Raw genomic sequence first — 20,509 nt, 5'->3', positions numbered from 1 at the left:
TAAAATATTACCCTTTAAATATAAAAAGTTGGACCATTCCCGGTTTTTGCCAAAAGCAGATTTTTGAAATATCATTTTCAAAAATGACATTCATCATGATTTTCCTAATTAATTCCTCCGAATTTTATGCTATTGAAGGATTAAACCTTTAAATTAATGGACATATTAAATCTGTAGATCATGAAATTTTCCCTCTACTTAGGAAGTTACAGGAATGTAAAAGTTTTCATCCATTGGACTTTTTCATTGCTTTTACTTTGGATCATAATTTCAAATATGAGACAGGGAATTCCGATGATGGACATTCTTTGGGTTATTTTATTTGTGCTGGCCCTATTTGCCTGTGTAGTCATGCATGAATTTGGACATGCCCTTGCCGCACAGCGTTACGGTATTCAGACTAAAGACATTGTACTTTATCCTATAGGTGGTGTAGCACGGCTTGAAAAACTGCCAGAAGACCCCAAGCAGGAATTATGGGTTGCCATTGCAGGACCTTTGGTCAATATTGCCTTATTTATTATCCTGTCCATCGTTCTAAGTTTCACAGGTTACAATATCCAAAGTTTGGAAGAAATCAAAATCCAGCCAAACACCATGTTGCTATATATAGCCTCTGCTAATTTGATATTAGCATTGTTCAACTTGCTGCCGGCATTCCCAATGGATGGAGGAAGGGTACTGAGAGCTTTTCTTTCCATTAAGCTTCCAAGAGCAAAAGCTACCCAAATAGCCGGTGGAATAGGTCAGTTTTTAGCAATCTTTTTTGTCTTCTTTGGCTTGTTCAATAATCCCATATTGGTTCTGATTGGGATTTTCATTTTCCTAGGAGCAGGTGCTGAAGTAGCCCATACCCAACAAGAAAGCTTCTTAAAAGGATTCAAAGTCAAAGATGCGCTGATGAGCCATTTCCAGATTCTTGGTTACAATGCCCCCCTGTCCAAGGCAGTGGAGAAGCTTTTGAATTCCCAGGCCACTCATTTTGTGGTAGTAAAAGATGATGTAGCAATAGGGACAATAAGCAGGAATGAAATTATTAAAGGCTTGGAAACGGGAGGAGAAAATGCTTATATCGAAAAATTCTCTGATCTCAATCCGATTAAATTAGATATCGATTCCCCTCTCGACGATGCATGGAAGCTCATGTTGACCCAAAATAAAAAAGTAGCTTTTATTATTGAAAACGGGCATTTCCTTGGTATCCTAGACCAAGAAAATATCAGTGAGCTTATTTTGGTAAAAACGGCCCTTAATCAATGAAACCATTTCTGAAGGCTCCCCATGCGCTTTCGGGCAACGAAGTGCTCCGGCAATTGGGAAGCAATGAAAATGGGCTAGAGCCTTCTGAGGTTTTGGATAAACTTCAGTATTTTGGAAAAAACGAAATCCCTGAGCCCGGGAAAAAACCAATCGGAGAAATTATCCTCAAGCAATTCAACAACTTGATGGTATATATATTATTGGTGGCTGTTTTTATTTCAATCCTCACAGGGCACTTTTTAGATGTTTATGTCATCCTAGCCATAATTCTTATCAATGCTGTGATCGGGTTTTTACAAGAATACCGTGCCGAGGGAGCATTGGAAGCTCTAAAAAGTTTATTGGTTCAAAGATGCAAGGTTTTACGATCGGGTTTCCTTCAAACAATCAATGCCATAGATTTGGTACCAGGAGATATTCTTGTATTGGAAGAAGGTGACAATATACCCGCAGATGCTAGGCTCATTTATTCAAAAAATGCCCGGGTGACCGAATCTTCTTTAACAGGCGAGGCTGTTCCTGTAGAAAAATTTGACACCATACTACAGGAAGATATCCCTTTAGGAGACAAATCCAACATGGTTTGGAAAAGTACATTTGTCAACTCCGGATCCATAAAGGCTGTTGTCACCTCAACAGGTCTCAATACCCAATTTGGAGAGATTGCAAGTTCACTGAGTAAAATTGAACGGGAACCATCAAGTTTTCAGAAAAAAACAAACAAACTGGCAAGACTAATGGCATTGATTGCATTAGGAACTGCTACGGTACTTTTTCTGGTCACCAGATGGTTTCAAGAAATCCCCATTTCGGAATCTTTTTTGATTGCTTTAGCTGCTTTGGTGGCTACAATTCCAGAGGGCCTTCCAGCCGTCCTTTCCATCGTTCTTGCCATAGGTTCCTATAGGATGTCCAAAAAAAATGCCATCATTAGGGAGATCACAGCAACTGAAAGTTTGGGTTCTGTTGATACCATCATCACTGATAAAACCGGGACTTTGACCCAAAACACAATGACGATAACGCGTCTTTGGATGCCTGAAACTAACGATGTCAAAGTTACAGGAGAAGGTTGGGAAAGTATCGGACAGTTTCATGGAAGTGAAGCGGACATTTTGAGCATTGAGCAACTTTTTGAAATTGCATCCCACTGCCATAATTCTTCCATTGAAATAAATGATAAAGGCCATTACCAGATTACTGGTGATCCCACAGAAGCTGCCTTTCTGGTTTTGGGAAATAAAGCTGGAAAATCTAAAGAATTGACAATCTTAGAGGATGTAGCTTTTAATTCTGATCTCAAATACAGGTCAACGCTCGTGCTAAAAGATGGAAAAAAGATCAGATTTTACCTAGGTGCTCCAGAAGCTATTCTATCACTCTGCACAGAAACCAGGGATAAAGAAGGAAAGAAAATACCTTTATTGAACAAATCCCTCATTGAAGACAAACTACACCTTTGGTCATCTGAAAGTCTCCGGGTGCTGGCATTGGCCAAAAAGGAAGAAAATAAATCAGGAGAACTTGAACTGGAATTTGTCGGCCTAGCTGGAATGGTTGACCCTCCCCGACATGGCGTTTATGAAGCCGTCCAATCATGTCACAAAGCTGGAATAAGGGTAATCATGGCCACAGGTGACCATGCCTCAACAGCCTATTCCATAGGCAAAGATGTTGGAATTGTGAGAGAAGGAAGACAAAAAGTATTTTGTGAAATGGATCTTGCTAAAATGGAAGAAGAAGAATTTGACAGGGCAGTTCAGGAAGCTGATATTTTTTCGAGGCTGACTCCAATGATGAAGCTGAAAATTGCCAAGTCCCTTCAGAAAAATGGCGCTCTTGTAGCCATGACAGGAGATGGTGTCAATGACGCTCCTGCCCTCAAACAAGCCAATATCGGAATATCTATGGGCATCATGGGAACTGATGTGGCCAAAGATGCTTCAATGATGGTTTTGGCTGATGATAATTTTGCCACTATTGTCGGGGCTGTTGAACAAGGCAGAATAGTTTTTAACAATGCCAGGAGAACTTCCTTCTTTTTGATCACCACCAATTTTGCAGAAATCATGACGCTTATATTAACAGTTATATTTGGATTACCGATACCCTTAACCGCCACACAGATCTTATGGATAAATATAGTTACAGATGGTTTTTGTGACAAAGCTTTGGCTACAGAAAAAGGCAAAGGAAATGAATTAAATTCCCCCCCGATCAGGCAAAATGACAACATCATCAATAGAAGCATTGTGCCATATTTAGTCATCAGCACCTTGATTATGACCTCGTTGGCAATTTTTACTTTTTGGTGGCATCTCGATGAGGGAATCGAAAAAGCAAGGACGCTGGTGTTTATATCCTTAGCTTTCAGTCAACTGTTCAACGCCATAAATATGAGAAACTTGAGCGGGTCTGTGTTTTCCCTTGGAATATTTTCAAACAAATGGTTGAACTATGCATTACTGATTTCCACATTGATTACAATTCTAATTATTGAAGTACCTGTACTTTCTATTGCCTTTAAATTCAAGCCCATTTCATTCGAGGAGTTCTTGTTGTGGGCAGGACTTTCTTCTTTGGTATTTTGGGTTACTGAAATCTATAAATATTATAAATTCCGTGTTTCATGAAAACATTCTCCTATACTACAGCATCCCATGCTTTAGATCTGATTAAATGCAATCAAAAGGTATTTATCCATGGAAGTGCCGCCACTCCTACATTCCTTCTCCAAGAATTAGCAAAAAGAAAAGATGAGCTTAAGAATGTGGAATTGATAAGTATTTCCACATTTGGCCCTATGGCGTTGGCCGGGGAAGAATTTGAAGAAAGCTTTTTCTTCAATACATTTTTTGTTTCCAGCAATGTCCGAAGTGCTGTCAATACAGCAAGGGGAGACTATATCCCTCTTTTTTTGAGTGAAATCGGGCAACTATTTAGAAGAAAAATTATGCCTTTGGATGTGGCCATAGTCCATGTTTCTGAGCCGGATGCTCATGGTTTTTGCTCCTTAGGGGTCTCGGTGGATATAGCAAAAGCCGCAGTGGAGTCCGCAAAGACCGTTATCGCTCAGGTCAACCCAAAGATGCCTCGAACCCATGGAGATGGCCACATTCACTTCAGTAAATTCGATGCAGTGGTTTTTGCTGACCAACCACTTCATGAGATCAATTACTTAGAAAAAATTACCGACGCTGAAAGGCAGATCGGAAAATACATTTCTGAACTAATCGAGGACCGATCAACCCTTCAATTAGGGGTTGGTGCTATTCCTGATGCTGTTTTAGCAGCATTAAAAAACCATAAAGATTTGGGAGTGCACACGGAAATGTTTTCAAATGGCATCATTGATCTTCTGGAGTCGGGTACCATCACCAATGCTTACAAAAAGAAACACAAAGGAAAAGTCTTGACTTCATTCGCTGCGGGTACCCAAAGGCTTTATGACATTATCCATGATAACCCATTATTTACATTTCAAGAAGCTGAATATGTCAATGATTCAGCTATTATCCGCAAAAACCCCAAGATGGTTGCCATCAACAGCTGCCTTGAAATAGATCTTACAGGTCAGGTTTGCGCAGATTCTATTGGAAGCTTCCAATATTCAGGAGTGGGAGGACAGATGGATTTTATGCGTGGGGCTGCACTTTCTGAAGGAGGAAAACCTATTTTGGCGTTGAGATCTGAAACAAAAAACGGGAACAGCAAAATTGTCCCTTTCCTCAAAGAAGGGGCTGGTGTAGTTACCACCAGGGCTCATGTTCACTATGTAGTGACTGAATTTGGAGTAGCATACCTCTATGGAAAGAATCTAAGGCAAAGAGCTGAAGCCCTGATGAATATTGCCCATCCAGACCATAGGGAAAATCTTGACAAATCCATTTTCGAAAGGTTTGGAAGAAAATTTAAAATATTATCTTAGTTACTCAATGCTCTGGTTTGGTGATTGAAAAAGCAAATATTTCGTAAAGCATTAAAAGCTTTAGATGTTGATGAGATCAAATTAAGATTGATTTTAATCTAAAAAATGACCTATAAATGATCAAAAAATCTTCAATATCAGATAAAAAATGGCACTCAATCGGTGAAGAAGATGTCTATAACATCTTAAAAACTTCAGCAAATGGTATTGATACCAAAGAAGCAAAAGTCCGCTTGGCAAACTTTGGCCCAAATAAACTTCCCGATAAACACAAAATCAGTATATGGAAGATCATTTTCAGTCAACTTTTCAATCCTCTGATTTTTATTTTGATTGCTGCGGCTGTAGCATCTATCCTAATTGGTGAAGGTGAGGATGCAATTTTTATATTTCTTGTGATCCTTATCAATACCATTATTGGTACTTACCAAGAATTCAATGCCGAGAAAAGTGCTGCAAGTTTGCAAAAACTCCTGCGAATTCGGTCTAAGGTCAAGCGAAATAATACTGCACAGCACCTAGATTCAGAAGAATTGGTTCCAGGGGATCTCGTCTATTTGGAATCTGGCAATAAAGTTCCTGCAGACTTGAGGCTTGTTGAAACACTTGGTCTTGAAATAGATGAAAGTTTCCTTACAGGTGAATCACAAGCTGTAATCAAAAATACTGATGTGATCAAAAAAGACACTGTAGTAGCTGACAGGAAAAATATGGCCTTTGCCGGCTCTACAGTCATGTCCGGGAGAGGAATGGGAATAGTAGTGAGCACTGGTCTCCAAACAGAGGTGGGGAAAATAGCAAAGAATGTTTCTGAAGGTGAATCAGCCAAACCACCATTGATCCACCGGATGGAGAAATTCACCAAAAACATTGCTTATATAGTAATTGTATTGAGTGTCATACTGGCAATGCTATTACGGTTTCAGGGCATGGATATGGCGTCCATATTTTTCTTTGTAGTAGCACTGGCGGTATCAGCCATTCCGGAAGGTTTACCTGTTTCACTTACAGTAGCCCTGGCTGTGGCGACCAAAAGGATGGCAAAAAGAAATGTCATTGTAAGAAAATTAACTTCAGTGGAAAGTTTGGGCAGTTGTACAGTAATAGCCAGCGATAAGACTGGTACTCTTACTGTCAACCAACAGACTGTAAAGAAAATTTTTTTTCCAGATGGTCTGGCTTTTAATATATCAGGAGAGGGTTATAATGGAGAGGGGGAAATTTTACCAGAAAATAATTCCGAGCGACTTACTTCTTTAGATGATTATCCAGAGTTGATAAAAATTATAGAAGTTTCCATATTGGCCAATGAGGCAGGACTGGAAATTAAAAATGGGCTATGGCAACATTTTGGTGATGCCATGGACGTAGCCTTATTGGGTTTGGGTATAAAAGCCGGCATGAGCCCATTAACTATCAGAAACAGCATTGAATCTTTGGGTAAAATCCCTTATGAATCAGAAAAAAAATATGCTGCTGCCTTTTACAAAAGAGGAGGCAGTATTCACTGTGGGATAAAAGGTGCTGTGGAAACAGTTTTGGACTACTGTAAGGCCCCTGAGAACTCATACTATTTCAAGGAAAAAATACTTCAACAAGCCAATGATCTTGCAGAAAAAGGATATCGGGTCCTTGCTTTTGCAGAGGGCGAGGTAGCTGATTCTTTGCAATCTGGATCAGAATTGGAAAATCAAATTCCAATCTTAGAATTCATTGGATTGATATGCTTTATTGATCCACTGCGGGCTGAGGCAAAATCAGCTGTAGAAAAATGTAAAAAAGCAGGTGTTAAGGTCATCATGATTACAGGTGACCATCCAGCCACCGCAGGAAATATAGCAAGAGAATTGGGAATCCATGATGAAAACCAAACCGTGGTGACTGGAAAAATGCTGAGTCAAGCCGGAAATCCAGATACTGAAGCATACAGAGAATCGGTAGCCTCAGCTTCTGTTTTTGCAAGGGTTTCACCGCAACAAAAACTCGAAATTGTGGATGTGCTCATCAAGGCGGGGGAATTTGTAGCAGTCACAGGAGATGGTGTGAACGATGCCCCTGCCCTTAGGAGAGCCAATTTGGGAGTGGCAATGGGATCTGGTACCGATGTTGCAAAGGATGTTGGGGCAATGATTGTGGTAGATGATAACTTTTCATCAATTGTGGCCGGTGTGGAAGAAGGAAGATTTGCTTATGACAATGTCCGAAAAGTGATTTATTTATTGGTTTCCACAGGAGCAGCAGAAGTGTTCATGTTTATTATGGCCATAATAGCCGGACTACCCTTGCCGCTTTTGGCAGTCCAACTGCTTTGGCTCAACCTCGTGACCAATGGTATACAGGATAAAGCCCTTGCTTTTGAAGCAGGCGAACCTGAAACCATGAGAAGGAAGCCAAGGAAACCAAGTGAAGGTATCTTCAATCAGATCATGAGTAAGCAAATCCTTGTCTCAGGCTTTATAATCGGAGCAATGGCATTTGGATACTGGTATTATTTGATCAATTACTTGAAAATGGAAGAACAGTATGCCCGCAACTTAGTCTTATTGCTGATGGTTTTTCTTCAAAACTTTCACATTTTTAATTGTAGATCCGAGAGAAAATCAACTTTCAGGATTCCCTTGGTCAAGAACTTTTGGTTGATCATATTGGTAATTGCAGCACAGGGCGTTCATATTGTAAGTATGCACATCCCTTTTATGCAGGAACTGCTAAGGATTCATCCGATCACTCTTTCAGAATGGGGCATTATTCTGACACTGGCTCTTCCTATAATTTTTGCAATGGAAATTTTCAAAATATTGTACAACAAATTAAAACCACAATTATGAGATTACGACTGACTTTACCTTTTTTGTTTTTTCTTTTCATCCCTGTTCTTGTCTGGTCACAGACAATGAAATCTCCTAATGGATTGCTTGAGCTGGGATTTGAATTAAATCAGGGAGTGCCAACATATACATTAACCTACAAAGGAAAACCAGTGATTTTGCCCAGCAAACTTGGGCTGGAATTGAAAAACAAACCTTCGTTATTGGATGGATTTGAAATTTTTGAGTTAAAGCATAATAACTTTGATGAAATCTGGGCACCTGTTTGGGGAGAAGAATCCCAAATCCGCAATCATTACCATGAAATGGAAATCCATCTGGAGCAGCCTTCCACTTCAAGGAATTTGATCATTCGGTTCAGACTTTTTGATGATGGGCTTGGTTTCCGTTATGAATTTCCTGCTCAATCCAATCTGGCTCATTTTGTACTGAAAGAAGAACGGACACAATTTGCAATGGCAGGAGACCATTTGGCATTTTGGATCGCAGGCGACTATGATACTCAGGAATATGATTACACAGAATCCAGGCTTTCGGAAATAAGGGGGCTTATGGAATCAGCCATTACTGGAAATATTTCTCAGACTTCATTCTCACCAACCGGGGTTCAGACGGCTTTGATGATGAAAACTGATGATGGACTTTACATTAATCTGCATGAAGCTGCATTGATCAATTATTCAACTATGCATTTAAACCTAGATGACAAAAACATGATTTTTGAATCTTGGTTGACACCAGATGCAATTGGTGATAAGGGATATCTTCAAGCACCCGGCCAAAGCCCTTGGAGAACTGTCATAGTCAGTGATGATGCCAGGGAAATTTTGGCTTCAAGAATTACCTACAATCTCAATGAGCCTAGCAAAATTAAGGATAGCTCTTGGATCAAACCAATGAAGTATATGGGTGTTTGGTGGGAAATGATAACAGGAAAAAGCACCTGGCATTATACAGATGATTATGCGGCAATTGACTTGAATTCTATTGACTATTCCAATGCCAGGCCAAATGGAAAACATGGTGCAACTACGGCAAATGTCAAACGATACATTGATTTTGCGGCAGAACATGGTTTTGATGGCTTACTGGTGGAAGGTTGGAATGTGGGTTGGGAAGATTGGTTTGGAAATTTCAAAGATTATGTTTTTGATTTTGTTACACCCTACCCTGATTTTGATCTGGTTGAAATCCGTCAATATGCCAAAAGTAAGGGAGTGGAAATGATCATGCACCACGAAACCTCCGCATCGGTCAGGAACTATGAACGTCACCTGGATCTGGCCTACCAGTTCATGAAAGACAATGGTTATAACTCCTTGAAAAGTGGTTATGTGGGCTATATTCTACCCATTGGAGAGAACCATTACAGTCAGTGGATTGTCAACCACTACCAATACGCCATAGAAAAAGCTGCAGATTATCAGATTATGGTAAATGCACATGAAGCAGTAAGACCAACTGGAGTAGGTAGAACCTGGCCGAATTTGATTGCCAACGAATCCGCAAGGGGCACAGAATATCAGGCTTTTGGTGGATCGAAACCCAACCATGTTACAATCCTACCTTTTACAAGACTTATAGGTGGGCCCATGGATTATACACCGGGCATTTTTGAAATGGACATCAGTAAACTTAACCCGGAAAATAATTCTTGGGTGAATAGCACCCTAGCCAATCAATTGGCTCTTTATGTGACTATGTACAGTCCTCTTCAGATGGCTGCTGATCTTCCTGAACATTATGAAAAATTCATCGATGCCTTCCAGTTTATCAAAGATGTAGCCGTGGACTGGGATAAATCCTGGTATTTGGAAGCCGAACCAGGAAAATACCTTACCATAGCCAGAAAAGCTAAAGGCAAAAAAGAATGGTATGTCGGTAATGTCAACGGAAATGAAAGTCGGCTTTCAAATATTACTTTTGACTTTTTGGAACCAAACAAATCCTACATAGCCACCATTTATACTGATGCTAAGGAAGCCCATTACCGAAATAATCCACAGGCTTACACTATCAAAAGATTTTTGGTAAGCAACAAATCAAAACTTTCTCAATTTTCAGCTCCAGGTGGAGGATATGCCATAAGTATTACAGAAGCCGATAAATCAGCTACAAAAGGCTTGAGAAAGTTATAAAATATTCTAAAAAAAGGGAGCAAATGCATGTTTTGCTCCCTTTTTTTAGATTTCATTTTCATTGATATCTGCTTATATGCCAGATCATAAAAAATAGGCCAATGGCCTTGTCATACCCCTGAATAGGAAAATTTGCTTAGGTTAGTTCTGAGCTTATAAAATATCCCAAAGTTCAGGTACCCTCAAAAACAGATTCTATCCAAGGATCCGGAGTTGTATCAAATTTCACTTCTCCAATTTTAAAAATATAGCTGGCACCAGTAACATTTGTGGTGATGACTTTTTCAGCAACCAAAAGTTCACTTTCCTGAAATTCACCTTCAATGATCATCTTTCCTGTATCTTTCAATCGTTGAATTACCCGGTTTCTTCCAATTCCAGCTATGCAGGAGCAGGATAGTGAAGGTGTATAATAAATACCGTTTTTTACCCAAAAAACATTGGAAGCTCCCGCTTCAGAAATAAATCCTTTTGTATTTTTTAAAATCACCTCATCCATATCTAAAGATGACCGTTCCTGACCAGCCATCACATAGGGTAATGCAGAGAGTGTTTTACAGTGGCTCCAGGGAGTTTCCGGCAACCTAAAAGCAGAACTAATATAGGCATTAAATTTAATTGCCGGAGCTTTTTGAAATGTTTGGATTATAAGTGATTCGGAAGAGAAATTATCTTCAGGAGCATATTTCCCCATTCCAGATCTAAAAATGTTCCATCTGACCCTAAGAATAGATGAACGGAAGGTCAACTCATTGATTTTTTCTTCAATTTGGTCCAAAGTTGAAATCTTGTCACGATCAATCCCAAGCTGATCTAACCCCTGGGATAACCTTTCGGAATGTTGATCATTGAATCGGATTTTACCATGGATCAAGACCATTGTTTCAAACAGTCCATCCCCAAACAAGAATCCACGGTTATGCCATTCAATTGGTTCGGAAGACCAATTCCCGCTTCCTTGCTTATAAAGATAAATTGTATCAAAATCGTTCACAGGCATGTTCATTTTTGAACAAATCTTACTTTGCTTTCATAAAGGAAGAATAAAATTAATAAAAATTACCACATTATTTCTTCAAAAAAATATGCTTTGTGTAGAAAACAATCCACATTACCGAAAAACTTTTTACTTTAGCACGTTAATTGAAAAGAGTTAGGCAATGGGCAATAAAAGTAGTGTTTTTGATATGATCGGACCTGTTATGATAGGGCCTTCTTCTTCCCATACCGCAGGAGTTGTAAGGATTGCAAGGGCGGCAATTAGGGTTTTGGGAGGAACACCGGAAGAAGCGACCATAACTTTTTATAATTCCTTTGCCAGAACATATGAAGGACATGGAAGTGACAAGGCGATTTTAGGTGGATTATTGGATTTAAAAACAGATGATCCCGGCATCAAAACTTCCTTTGACCTGGCCAAAGAAAAAGGACTGAACTTCACATTCAAATCCATAGGTAATGCTTCCATTTATCATCCAAATACCATCAAGCTCAACCTCAAAAAGGGGGATCAGAAAATAGAGGTTATTGGGGAAAGCCTAGGTGGAGGTGTAATTAACATAGCTGAAGTAGATGGCTTCAACGCCAATTTCTCCGCACAGATGCATACCTTGATTATCAAGGCAGATGATATTTCTGGTGCTATTGCTTTTATTTCATCTGTAATTGCGCAGGAAAAAACTAACATTGCTACTATGTCTGTATCCAGAAAAGGCAAAAACGATTTGGCCTGCCATGTAATTGAAATGGATTCCGGTATCAGACCTATGACCATAGAATACCTAAGAAGTTTGCCTTGGATAAAACAATTGATTTATATTCCGGACATTGACCTTTAAATATGAAAATTTTCTACAGTTTTTCTTTCTTATTGTTATTCCTGATTTCTTTCAAGAGCCATTCTCAGAATTATAATATCCAAAATTTGGATCTGAGGACGACTATTGATATTGCCCTAGAGAATAATTTGAACCTGCAAAGGAGTCAGGTGAATCTTGCAAACCAGGAGGCCAATTTAATAGGCAATCAAGGGCAAAGGATTCCCACCCTTTCTACTGGCGCAAGCACAGGGTATAGATGGGGCCGCTCCATCAACCCCGTAACCAACCTATTTGAAAATAATAGGATTGGCAATATCAACGTGTTTGGCAACTCCAACATGACCTTGTTTGCCGGTCAACAGATCACCAATTCAATTAAGCAAAGTAGGACCGATATTGAAGCTGCAAGGTACAATGTCAAAGCCACGGAAAACACTATCACATTAAACGTGATCAATTTATTTATCAATGTGGTTTTTGCAAAAGAGCAACTAAAAATTGCAGAAAATCAACTGGCCACTACCAAGGAACAACTTTCTGTTACTACAAAACTGGTTGATGCGGGCGCTCTACCCTTAGCCAACAAATTGGATATACAGGCACAAAATGCCACCAATGAACTTGAAGTAATTAATGCTTCTAACAATTTAAGAATAGCCAAGCTGAATCTTGCCCAGGCCATGCAGATTCCTTTTGATAACAGGCTTGACGTAATTGCTCCGGATTTAGACCCTGAGAATTACATGTTGACACAAAGAGAAGTAGATGAAATTTTTGAAATCGCATTTGAATTGATGCCTGAGGTGAAGGCCGCGGAGTTGGGAATTGAAAGTGCTGAATTTGGAGTGAAAATCGCAAGAGGGGGCTATATGCCTACTTTGGGTATTGGAGCCAGTGCATTTTCAAACTATGTGGATCAATTTTTCATGGGAGAAAGGCTTGACTTCGGAACCCAAATGAGGAACAACTTCTCCAATTCCGCAAATATGCAGTTAAACATTCCTATACTTTCAAATTTAAGGAATAGGGCCAATGTCCAAAGGGCAAGATTGCAAAAACGACTCAGTGAAATCCAAGAATCCGAAACTAAGAATCAACTTAGGCAGGATATAGAAAGTGCCTATACCAATGCTTATGCTTCCAGACAGTCCTATCAGGCTTCACAGATTAGGGTTTCCTCTTTGGAAGAGGCCTTTAGGATTGCACAGCAGCGTTTTGATGCAGGCGCTATTAACTTTGCAGACTATCAATTGGCACAAAACAACTATTTCAATGCACAGGCTGATTTAGTAACATCAAAATATACATACATATTTAGGGTCAAAGTTCTTGACTTTTATTTAGGAAACCCCCTCAAACTTTAATCATAGCAATAAAGATGGCTAAGAAAAAATCCAACAAACTGATTTATATCCTTCTAGGTGTTTTAGGCGCAATTATCCTTTTTGCCATAATAGGTAAATCCGCCGGATGGATCGGTGGAGAAAAGGAGATTATGGCAGAAACAACCAAAGCCAAGAAGTCTTCTATAACTGAGAAAGTAAGTGCTTCCGGAGTAGTTGAACCTGAAATTGAAGTAAAACTCAGCCCAGACGTAGCTGGTGAAATAATCGAATTGAATGTTATCGAAGGAGATTCTGTCAAAGTAGGAGACTTGCTGGTAAAGATCCGTCCTGACAACTTCATTTCTGCATTGGATAGGGCAAGGGCCAACCTCAACCAAAACCAAGCAAACCTTGCGCAGTCTAACGCAAATCTCAAGAGAGCTGAAGCTCAATTCATAAGAGCTGAGCTTGAATTCAAGCGAAATGAAAAACTATACAAAGACAAAGTTATTTCAGATGCTGATTGGGAACAGGTTCAGGCTAATTTCCAAACTGCCAAAAACGACTTGGATGCAGCAAAACAAACTGTTTTGGCAGGAGAATTTATTGTAAAATCTTCACAAGCAACAGTAAATGAAGCTGCTGAAAACCTAAGACTTACCAATGTTTATTCTCCGGTAAATGGAATCGTTTCCAAGTTACTTGTAGAAAAAGGTGAGCGGGTAGTCGGTACCCAACAAATGGCCGGTACAGAAATGCTTAGATTGGCTGATCTTTCCAGAATGGAAGTTCGTGTGAATGTCAATGAAAATGACATCATCAGAATCAATTTGGGAGATACTACCATTATTGATGTGGATTCTTATTCTTCTTCAGGTAAAAAATTCAAAGGAATCGTTACTTCCATTGCCAATTCTGCCAATACCAAAGCCAGTCCAGATGCAGTTACTGAGTTTGAGGTTAAAATTAGAATTCTAAATGAATCCTATGCTGATCTTATAACTGAAAGAAACAAGTTCCCATTCCGACCTGGAATGACCGCAAGTGTTGATATTATAACCCAGAAAAAGGATAATGTCCTAGCTGTACCTTTGGCTGCTGTCACCACCCGGGAGGATCAAACAACCCAAAATCAAGACGGATCTTCAAGGTCAAAAGAATTGGTTTTTGTGGTTGAAAATGGAAGGGCAAAAATGGTGGAAATTAAAACAGGAATTTCAGACTTTGACAATATTGAAATTCTAGAGGGAGTTACAGAAGGTCAGGAAGTCATATCAGGCCCTTATTTTGTAGTGAGCCGTCAATTGAAGGATGGGGATGCCATTAAAATCAACAATCCGGAAAAAAAGGATAAATAAAAGATAATAACAAAGAGGCCAAAATTGGCCTCTTTGTTATTTTTTACAGGATTTTTGAACGGACAAATTTATAGTAATTTTTCAAACTCATATATGCAAAAATGCTCGGAAAACACATGAAAAAAGTCCTAATGTATTAATTTCGGAAAATATTAGTTTTTGCAGGAATTACCATTCATTTAATACTCTGTAAACTAAATGCACTGGCAGACCCATTACGGTATAAAATGAGCCTTCCAGTTTTTCCACACCTATAAATCCAATCCACTCTTGAATGCCGTAAGCCCCGGCCTTATCAAAAGGCTGGAAATGGGTGATATAAAAATCCATTTCTTCATCAGAAAGCCCTTTGAAAGTCACTTTGGCAATATCCTGTTGGGTTACCATTTTTTCAGAGGACAGGATGGTAATGCTGGTCATGACTTCATGGACATTTCCAGAAAGGGACTTCAACATTTCTTTTGCCTCTGCACTGTCTGAGGGTTTATTCAAAATTTTTCCCTCTAATACCACCACAGTATCGGAAGCCAATACCAGCTCGCCCTCGTTTAGTTCAGATTCAAAAGCCTTTGCCTTCTTTTCGGATAAAAAGGGAGCCACCTGGTCAGCTGGCATGTCAGCAGGAAAATCCTCTTCAGTTTCCTTGATTCTGATTTCAAAGTCAAGATGGAGGCCTTTGAGCAGTTCCTGTCTCCTTGGAGACCGGGAAGCCAGTATCAGTTGTTTTCCTTTGAGGTCAATCATGGCATAAAGGCTTCATATGGAAAATTAAACTCTGATTCTTCAATGGAAGTAAAAAGCAAACCCGAAAGAGTTTTAGGGTAAAAATAGGTGGATTTCTGAGGCATAGTGTAGCCACTCTTGCAAACATCCAAGACCTGGTTCATGGAAACATCTTTGGTAATGACAGCAAATGAAGCACTTCCAGACTCTACTTTCTGCAAACAGCGATGCAGATTCCTTTCATATTCGATATGATCTGAAAAACGCTGCTCCGACATGGGGATTCCCAGAACCTTGTCAATGAAAAAATAATGTAATACCATCAGATCAACTGTTTTGATCACTTCAGGAACATGATGGTCAAATTCCTTTATTTTCTCAGGAATGAGACTGATCTTATAGGCATTTTCAGGAAACACTAAACCAAAAGCCCATTGCTTCTGTAGGATCAGCTCCATAATCTCATCCACCTCGTTGAGTTTCCTTACAATAAACCAATTTTGAAGGCGGTTGGTGATTTCTTCCTCCGAAAGCGCAATTTCTCTGAAAAGCCTGTGAGTAGGCAAAATCCTTAAATTTTTGGAAAGGGCATTGGTAAAATACATCATGTGGTAATTATATCCTTCCTTTCCAGAATGAAGTGGATTGGCTTTCTCCATTTCTTTCTTTAAGGCAATAGCCCCTTCATACCGATGATGACCATCAGCTAAAATAATTTTCTTATTGCCAATTACCTCAACAAACTTTTTGATCAAAGTTACATCCTGAATGACAGCAAGCACTTCCCTTACTCCTTGGTAATCCTCTAAGTCATATATTGGATCCTCTATGGCAGCATCCATATAGGGCTCTAAAAGATGCAAAGGGTCCTCATAAAGTCCATGTGTGGGGCTAGACTGAAATTGAGTAGCCTTAAGCAATTCAGTTCTGTCATTTACTGCTTTTGAGATTGTATTTTCATGTCTCAAAACCACACCTTCTTCCCAATCATAGGCTCTTATATGAGCGATAAAGCCTTTTCTAACTGACTCCTCCTCTTGACCTGGAAATTTAAAATATTGGTAATATACATAAATGCCGGGTAGTTTATCCTGTTGAATTACTTTAGACTGTTTCCACTCCTCTAGAAGGATTTTCGCTCTTTGGGCGGGGCTATCTCCTAAAGGAACAGATAGATGGATACTGTTGTAGGGATTAGCATAAAGCGCTTGCCTTTGTTTACTAGAAACTACATCAAATAGAGGAGAAGTGTATTCCTCTATATTAGCAGAAAAACGCTCATTGTACCTCCAGGCTTTAATGGGTAGGATTTCGGCCATCAAATCAATCGGTTTTTCCAGTTGGTTCTTGGCATACCATTTCTATTTTGACCGGTGACCCGTTTCAGGTTAGTTTTCTCTTTCTCAAAAATATCTACCGCCAAAGAGGCCATCAATGCCAATTCCTCTTCATCCCATTGAACTTCCAACTTCTCAGGACTAAAATATTTTTCAACAAATTTGGTGTCAAAGTTACCTGAAGTAAAAGCCTCATGTTCAAGCACAAAGCGACAAAAACCTAGTGTAGTTTCTATACCTGTAATCTGGTAATCATCAATTGCCCGGATCATTCTTTGAATAGATTTCTCTCTAGTCTCGTCATGTGTGATCAATTTAGCGATCATAGGATCATAAAAGATGGGAATATCCATTCCTTGCTCAAACCCATCATCTACCCTAATTCCAGGTCCTTGGGGACGGATATAAGTCATCAAGTTGCCAATATCAGGAAGGAAATTATTTTTAGGATCTTCCGCATATACTCTTATCTCAAGGGCATGACCGTTAATTATTAAATCTCCCTGTTTGAAACTAAGTGGCCTGCCTTCAGCAATTAAAATTTGCTCTTTCACCAAGTCTTTACCGGTGATCATTTCTGTAACCGGATGTTCCACTTGTAAGCGGGTATTCATCTCCAGGAAATAAAAGTTCAGATTTTCATCTACAATAAATTCTACGGTACCAGCACCATAATAATTGCAGGCTCTGGCTACCTGAACTGCAGCCTCACCCATTGCCTTCCTCATTTCTGGTGAAACAACTGCGGAAGGAGCTTCCTCTATAACTTTTTGATGTCTTCTCTGAACGGAACATTCCCTTTCAAACAAGTAAACAATATTTCCATGCACATCTCCCAAGACCTGAATTTCAATATGCCTGGGAGAAGTTATATATTTCTCTATAAATACTGCTCCATCCCCAAAAGCCGAGAGTGCTTCAGAAATAGCTCGCTGCATTTGCTCCTCAAATTCAGCCTCATATTTGACTATACGCATCCCTTTTCCACCTCCACCGGCACTGGCTTTGATCAAGATGGGATATCCGATTTCTTCCGCTTTTAATTTTGCTGCCTGAATATCGGTAATGGCTTCTTCTGTACCGGGAACCATGGGAATACCATATTTTGCCACTGCATTTTTTGCTGCCAGTTTGCTTCCCATAACCTCTATAGATTCGGGGGATGGCCCAACAAAAATGATTCCTGCATCAGTTACCTTTTTGGCAAAAGTGGCATTTTCTGATAAAAAGCCATACCCTGGGTGTACCGCATCAACATTTAGGGATTTGCAGGCATCAATAATTTTATCTGCCAATAAGTATGACTGATTGGATGGAGGAGGTCCAAGACATACAGCTTCGTCAGCAAATTTCACATGGGGTGCATTTCTATCCGCTTCACTGTAAACGGCTACAGTCTTGATTCCCATTTCTTTGGCAGTTCTCATTATCCTCAAACTGATCTCTCCACGATTGGCAACCAATAGCTTATTGATTTTTCGCATATTCAGGGTTTATTTCTGTCAAAAAGGCTCAACTCACGAAATAAATAAAATAAAACGAGTAAGTGAAAGAAAATTTGAAAAGCCCTTTGATTTTTGCAAGGATGGACAATTTATATTACTTTTGGCCGATTTTAAGGTCTGAACCTTAGAACAAAAATGTAACATAAAACAGCATAAGACATTGGACTTATTCGACAAACTACACACTAATCTTGGCCCATTGGGCAAGCATTCGGATCTTTCTGAGGGATACTTTATGTTTCCTAAACTAGAAGGAGAAATCGCTCCAAGAATGAAATTTAAAGACAAGGAAGTGTTGACCTGGAGCTTAAACAACTACCTGGGATTGGCCAATCACCCCGAAGTCAGGAAAACTGATGCTGAGGCTGCAGCTAAGTGGGGCGCTGCTTATCCTATGGGAGCTAGAATGATGTCCGGTCAGACTGATCTCCATGAGCAATTGGAGCGTGAATTAGCAGAATTCGTAGGCAAAGAAAGTTCTTACCTGTTGAACTACGGTTACCAAGGTATTATGTCTGCCATCGATGCCCTTTTGGACAGAAAAGATGTAGTAGTCTATGACAGTGAGTGCCATGCCTGCATCATAGATGCGTTAAGGATGCACTTAGGCAAAAGGTATGTTTTCCCTCACAATGATATTGAAAACTGTGAAAAGCAGCTTCAACGGGCATCCAAGCTTGCTGAAGAGACTGGCGGCGGGATTCTTGTTATCACTGAAGGCGTTTTTGGTATGACAGGTGACCAAGGAAAACTTGCCGAAATAGTTAAACTAAAAGAAAAATATCAATTCAGATTATTGGTTGATGATGCCCATGGTTTTGGAACAATGGGAAAAACAGGAGCTGGAACAGGAGAAGAGCAAGGAGTTCAAGATCAAATTGACCTTTATTTCTCTACTTTTGCTAAATCTATGGCTTCAATTGGTGCTTTTATCGCCGGGGATGCCAATGTAATCCGTTATCTAAAATACAATATGCGCTCCCAAATCTTCGCAAAGTCCTTACCCATGCTATTAGTGGAAGGAGCTTTGAAGAGGTTAGAGCTATTGAGATCTAAGCCAGAACTGAAGGACAATCTTTGGAAAATTGTTAATGCACTTAAGAGTGGACTTCAAGAAAAAGGTTTCAGTACAGGAAAATCCAACTCACCTGTAACACCGGTGGTTTTGAATGGAACTGTAGGAGAAGCTGCTACTTTGAGTAAAGACCTTAGGGAAAACTACAATATCTTCTGTTCTGTGGTAATTTATCCAGTTGTACCAAAGGGAATGATTATCTTGAGATTGATTCCTACAGCGGTACATACTTTGGAAGATGTAGCTGAAACAATAGCTGCATTTGAGGCAGTTAAGGATAAGCTAAGCAGTGGATATTACAAGTCTACTGAGTTAGCCATGTCTTTTGGTGAATAAAAAAAAATCGAAAAAGTGCGCCAGATTGTTGTTTTATAAACATTTTGACTATATTGAACGAAAAATTAAACTTATCATCAACCTAAAAATTAACTTTTGATTATGAACAGATTTGAAGAAATTAAAAATCTTGTGATGGGTTTGGAGGCTGACTTCGACAAGTTCTACAGCAAAGGCAACCAAGCAGCTGGAACCAGAGTAAGAAAAGGCATGCAAGACCTTAAGACTTTGGCGCAAGACATCCGTAAAGAAGTTCAGGATAAGAAAAATGCTGGATGATTTTCGTGAAATCTACATAAAAAAGGTGGTCTGAATAGACCACCTTTTTTGTTTAATTGGTGATTGATAATAAACCCAAAATACTTTCCTTAATTTCTTTAAATAAACTATTTCAGGAAAATCCGTGAAATTCGTGAACAATATTTTTCTGTCCACGAATTACACCAATTGCACGAATTTGAATTGTGCTTTTCTCAAGATCTGCCATATCAGGAGCTCGGAGCTTGTAGAATGAAAGCGAATCAAAGACTTAGTCTTAATATGACCATCAACGACCGTAACTCCAAGCGCCAGCTTTAATTCGCAAAAATCATCGCCTAAATTTAGTTTTTGTCATCTTTTACCCGAAAAGCATCTCTTCGTGGAAATCCATGTAATTCGTGGACAATATTTTTCTGTCCACGAATTACACCAATTGCACGAATTTTAGTTGTGCTTTTCTCAAGATCTGCCATATCAGGAGCTCGGAGCTTGTAGAATTAAAGCGAATCAAAGACTTCGTCTTAATATGACCACCACCTACTGTAAAATCAAGCGCCAGCTTTAATTCGCTAAAATCATCGCCTAAATTTAGTTTTTGTCATCTTTTACCCGAAA

At 39.4% G+C, this 20,509-nt stretch carries 14 protein-coding genes; 10 read left to right on the top strand and 4 right to left on the bottom strand.

The window, feature by feature from the left end; all coding sequences use genetic code 11:
• The first annotated feature begins 180 nt into the window (after window positions 1–180).
• From CLV48_RS05620 to CLV48_RS05600, 5 genes are all read left to right on the top strand, one after another.
• Window positions 181–1,260, top strand: coding sequence for a site-2 protease family protein (locus CLV48_RS05620; protein ID WP_106566288.1), 1,080 nt, complete (start codon window positions 181–183; stop codon window positions 1,258–1,260).
• Window positions 1,257–3,893, top strand: a complete 2,637-nt coding sequence (locus tag CLV48_RS05615; RefSeq protein WP_106566287.1) for a cation-translocating P-type ATPase — start codon at window positions 1,257–1,259, stop codon at window positions 3,891–3,893. The genes CLV48_RS05620 and CLV48_RS05615 overlap by 4 nt, the downstream gene beginning before the upstream one ends.
• Window positions 3,890–5,188 carry an acetyl-CoA hydrolase/transferase family protein gene (locus CLV48_RS05610; RefSeq protein WP_106566286.1) on the top strand — a complete coding sequence of 433 codons (1,299 nt, stop codon included), beginning with the start codon at window positions 3,890–3,892 and terminating at the stop codon, window positions 5,186–5,188. Before CLV48_RS05615 ends, CLV48_RS05610 begins: the two co-directional genes overlap by 4 nt.
• A 116-nt stretch (window positions 5,189–5,304) precedes the next feature.
• Complete coding sequence (locus tag CLV48_RS05605) at window positions 5,305–8,016, top strand: cation-translocating P-type ATPase (RefSeq protein ID WP_106566285.1); 2,712 nt, start codon at window positions 5,305–5,307, stop codon at window positions 8,014–8,016.
• Window positions 8,013–10,154 carry a glycoside hydrolase family 97 protein gene (locus CLV48_RS05600; RefSeq protein ID WP_106566540.1) on the top strand — a complete coding sequence of 714 codons (2,142 nt, stop codon included), beginning with the start codon at window positions 8,013–8,015 and terminating at the stop codon, window positions 10,152–10,154. The genes CLV48_RS05605 and CLV48_RS05600 overlap by 4 nt, the downstream gene beginning before the upstream one ends.
• A gap of 172 nt (window positions 10,155–10,326) precedes the next feature.
• Here CLV48_RS05600 and CLV48_RS05595 read toward each other — a convergent pair whose 3' ends face one another.
• On the bottom strand, window positions 10,327–11,148 hold the full coding sequence (locus tag CLV48_RS05595; protein WP_106566539.1) for an aminotransferase class IV: 822 nt from the start codon (window positions 11,146–11,148) through the stop codon (window positions 10,327–10,329).
• Window positions 11,149–11,314: 166 nt separating this feature from the next.
• On the opposite strand from CLV48_RS05595, the gene sdaAB reads away from it, so the two are divergent.
• The 3 genes from sdaAB to CLV48_RS05580 are packed head-to-tail and all read left to right on the top strand — an operon-like array spanning window position 11,315 to window position 14,657.
• Window positions 11,315–11,992, top strand: a complete 678-nt coding sequence (gene sdaAB, locus CLV48_RS05590; RefSeq protein WP_106566284.1) for an L-serine ammonia-lyase, iron-sulfur-dependent subunit beta — start codon at window positions 11,315–11,317, stop codon at window positions 11,990–11,992.
• A 2-nt stretch (window positions 11,993–11,994) separates the two neighbouring features.
• Window positions 11,995–13,338: a TolC family protein gene (locus tag CLV48_RS05585; protein WP_106566283.1), complete on the top strand. Its 1,344-nt coding sequence runs from the start codon at window positions 11,995–11,997 to the stop codon at window positions 13,336–13,338.
• Window positions 13,339–13,352: 14 nt separating this feature from the next.
• Window positions 13,353–14,657 carry an efflux RND transporter periplasmic adaptor subunit gene (locus CLV48_RS05580; RefSeq protein WP_106566282.1) on the top strand — a complete coding sequence of 435 codons (1,305 nt, stop codon included), beginning with the start codon at window positions 13,353–13,355 and terminating at the stop codon, window positions 14,655–14,657.
• A 168-nt stretch (window positions 14,658–14,825) separates the two neighbouring features.
• On the opposite strand, the gene CLV48_RS05575 is transcribed toward CLV48_RS05580, so the two are convergent.
• From CLV48_RS05575 to accC, 3 genes are read right to left on the bottom strand one after another with little or no spacing between them, the layout of a single operon-like run.
• On the bottom strand, window positions 14,826–15,401 hold the full coding sequence (locus CLV48_RS05575) for a Maf family nucleotide pyrophosphatase (RefSeq protein ID WP_106566281.1): 576 nt from the start codon (window positions 15,399–15,401) through the stop codon (window positions 14,826–14,828).
• Entirely contained in the window at window positions 15,398–16,699 is a 1,302-nt protein-coding gene (locus CLV48_RS05570; RefSeq protein ID WP_106566280.1) for a DUF1015 domain-containing protein, read from the bottom strand. The genes CLV48_RS05575 and CLV48_RS05570 overlap by 4 nt, the downstream gene beginning before the upstream one ends.
• Window positions 16,699–18,201 (bottom strand): acetyl-CoA carboxylase biotin carboxylase subunit, encoded by a 1,503-nt coding sequence (accC, locus tag CLV48_RS05565; RefSeq protein ID WP_106566279.1) that lies wholly within the window; start codon window positions 18,199–18,201, stop codon window positions 16,699–16,701. The genes CLV48_RS05570 and accC overlap by 1 nt, the downstream gene beginning before the upstream one ends.
• A 181-nt stretch (window positions 18,202–18,382) precedes the next feature.
• Here accC and CLV48_RS05560 point away from each other — a divergent pair, with 181 nt between their 5' ends.
• Both CLV48_RS05560 and CLV48_RS05555 read left to right on the top strand, forming a co-directional pair.
• Complete coding sequence (locus tag CLV48_RS05560) at window positions 18,383–19,633, top strand: aminotransferase class I/II-fold pyridoxal phosphate-dependent enzyme (protein WP_106566278.1); 1,251 nt, start codon at window positions 18,383–18,385, stop codon at window positions 19,631–19,633.
• A 102-nt stretch (window positions 19,634–19,735) separates the two neighbouring features.
• The gene (locus CLV48_RS05555) at window positions 19,736–19,912 is read left to right on the top strand and encodes a histone H1 (protein WP_106566277.1); all 177 of its coding nucleotides are present in this window, start codon (window positions 19,736–19,738) and stop codon (window positions 19,910–19,912) included.
• The last annotated feature ends 597 nt before the right edge of the window (window positions 19,913–20,509 follow it).

Origin of the sequence: Cecembia rubra (assembly GCF_003014575.1) — a bacterium.
GTDB lineage: Bacteria > Bacteroidota > Bacteroidia > Cytophagales > Cyclobacteriaceae > Cecembia_A > Cecembia_A rubra.
The sequence above is the reverse complement of the archived record's forward strand: the minus strand, read 5'-3'. Positions and strand labels throughout refer to the sequence as shown.

What these genes read in the sequence shown, in the direction of transcription:
- CLV48_RS05610 (WP_106566286.1), top strand. Translation starts at nt 3,890, where the DNA reads ATGAAAACATTCTCCTATACTACAGCATCCCATGCTTTAGATCTGATT.
- CLV48_RS05605 (WP_106566285.1), top strand. Translation starts at nt 5,305, where the DNA reads ATGATCAAAAAATCTTCAATATCAGATAAAAAATGGCACTCAATCGGT.
- CLV48_RS05575 (WP_106566281.1), bottom strand. Translation starts at nt 15,401, where the DNA reads ATGATTGACCTCAAAGGAAAACAACTGATACTGGCTTCCCGGTCTCCA.
- CLV48_RS05620 (WP_106566288.1), top strand. Translation starts at nt 181, where the DNA reads ATGAAATTTTCCCTCTACTTAGGAAGTTACAGGAATGTAAAAGTTTTC.
- CLV48_RS05555 (WP_106566277.1), top strand. Translation starts at nt 19,736, where the DNA reads ATGAACAGATTTGAAGAAATTAAAAATCTTGTGATGGGTTTGGAGGCT.
- CLV48_RS05600 (WP_106566540.1), top strand. Translation starts at nt 8,013, where the DNA reads ATGAGATTACGACTGACTTTACCTTTTTTGTTTTTTCTTTTCATCCCT.
- sdaAB (WP_106566284.1), top strand. Translation starts at nt 11,315, where the DNA reads ATGGGCAATAAAAGTAGTGTTTTTGATATGATCGGACCTGTTATGATA.
- CLV48_RS05580 (WP_106566282.1), top strand. Translation starts at nt 13,353, where the DNA reads ATGGCTAAGAAAAAATCCAACAAACTGATTTATATCCTTCTAGGTGTT.
- accC (WP_106566279.1), bottom strand. Translation starts at nt 18,201, where the DNA reads ATGCGAAAAATCAATAAGCTATTGGTTGCCAATCGTGGAGAGATCAGT.
- CLV48_RS05585 (WP_106566283.1), top strand. Translation starts at nt 11,995, where the DNA reads ATGAAAATTTTCTACAGTTTTTCTTTCTTATTGTTATTCCTGATTTCT.
- CLV48_RS05615 (WP_106566287.1), top strand. Translation starts at nt 1,257, where the DNA reads ATGAAACCATTTCTGAAGGCTCCCCATGCGCTTTCGGGCAACGAAGTG.
- CLV48_RS05570 (WP_106566280.1), bottom strand. Translation starts at nt 16,699, where the DNA reads ATGGCCGAAATCCTACCCATTAAAGCCTGGAGGTACAATGAGCGTTTT.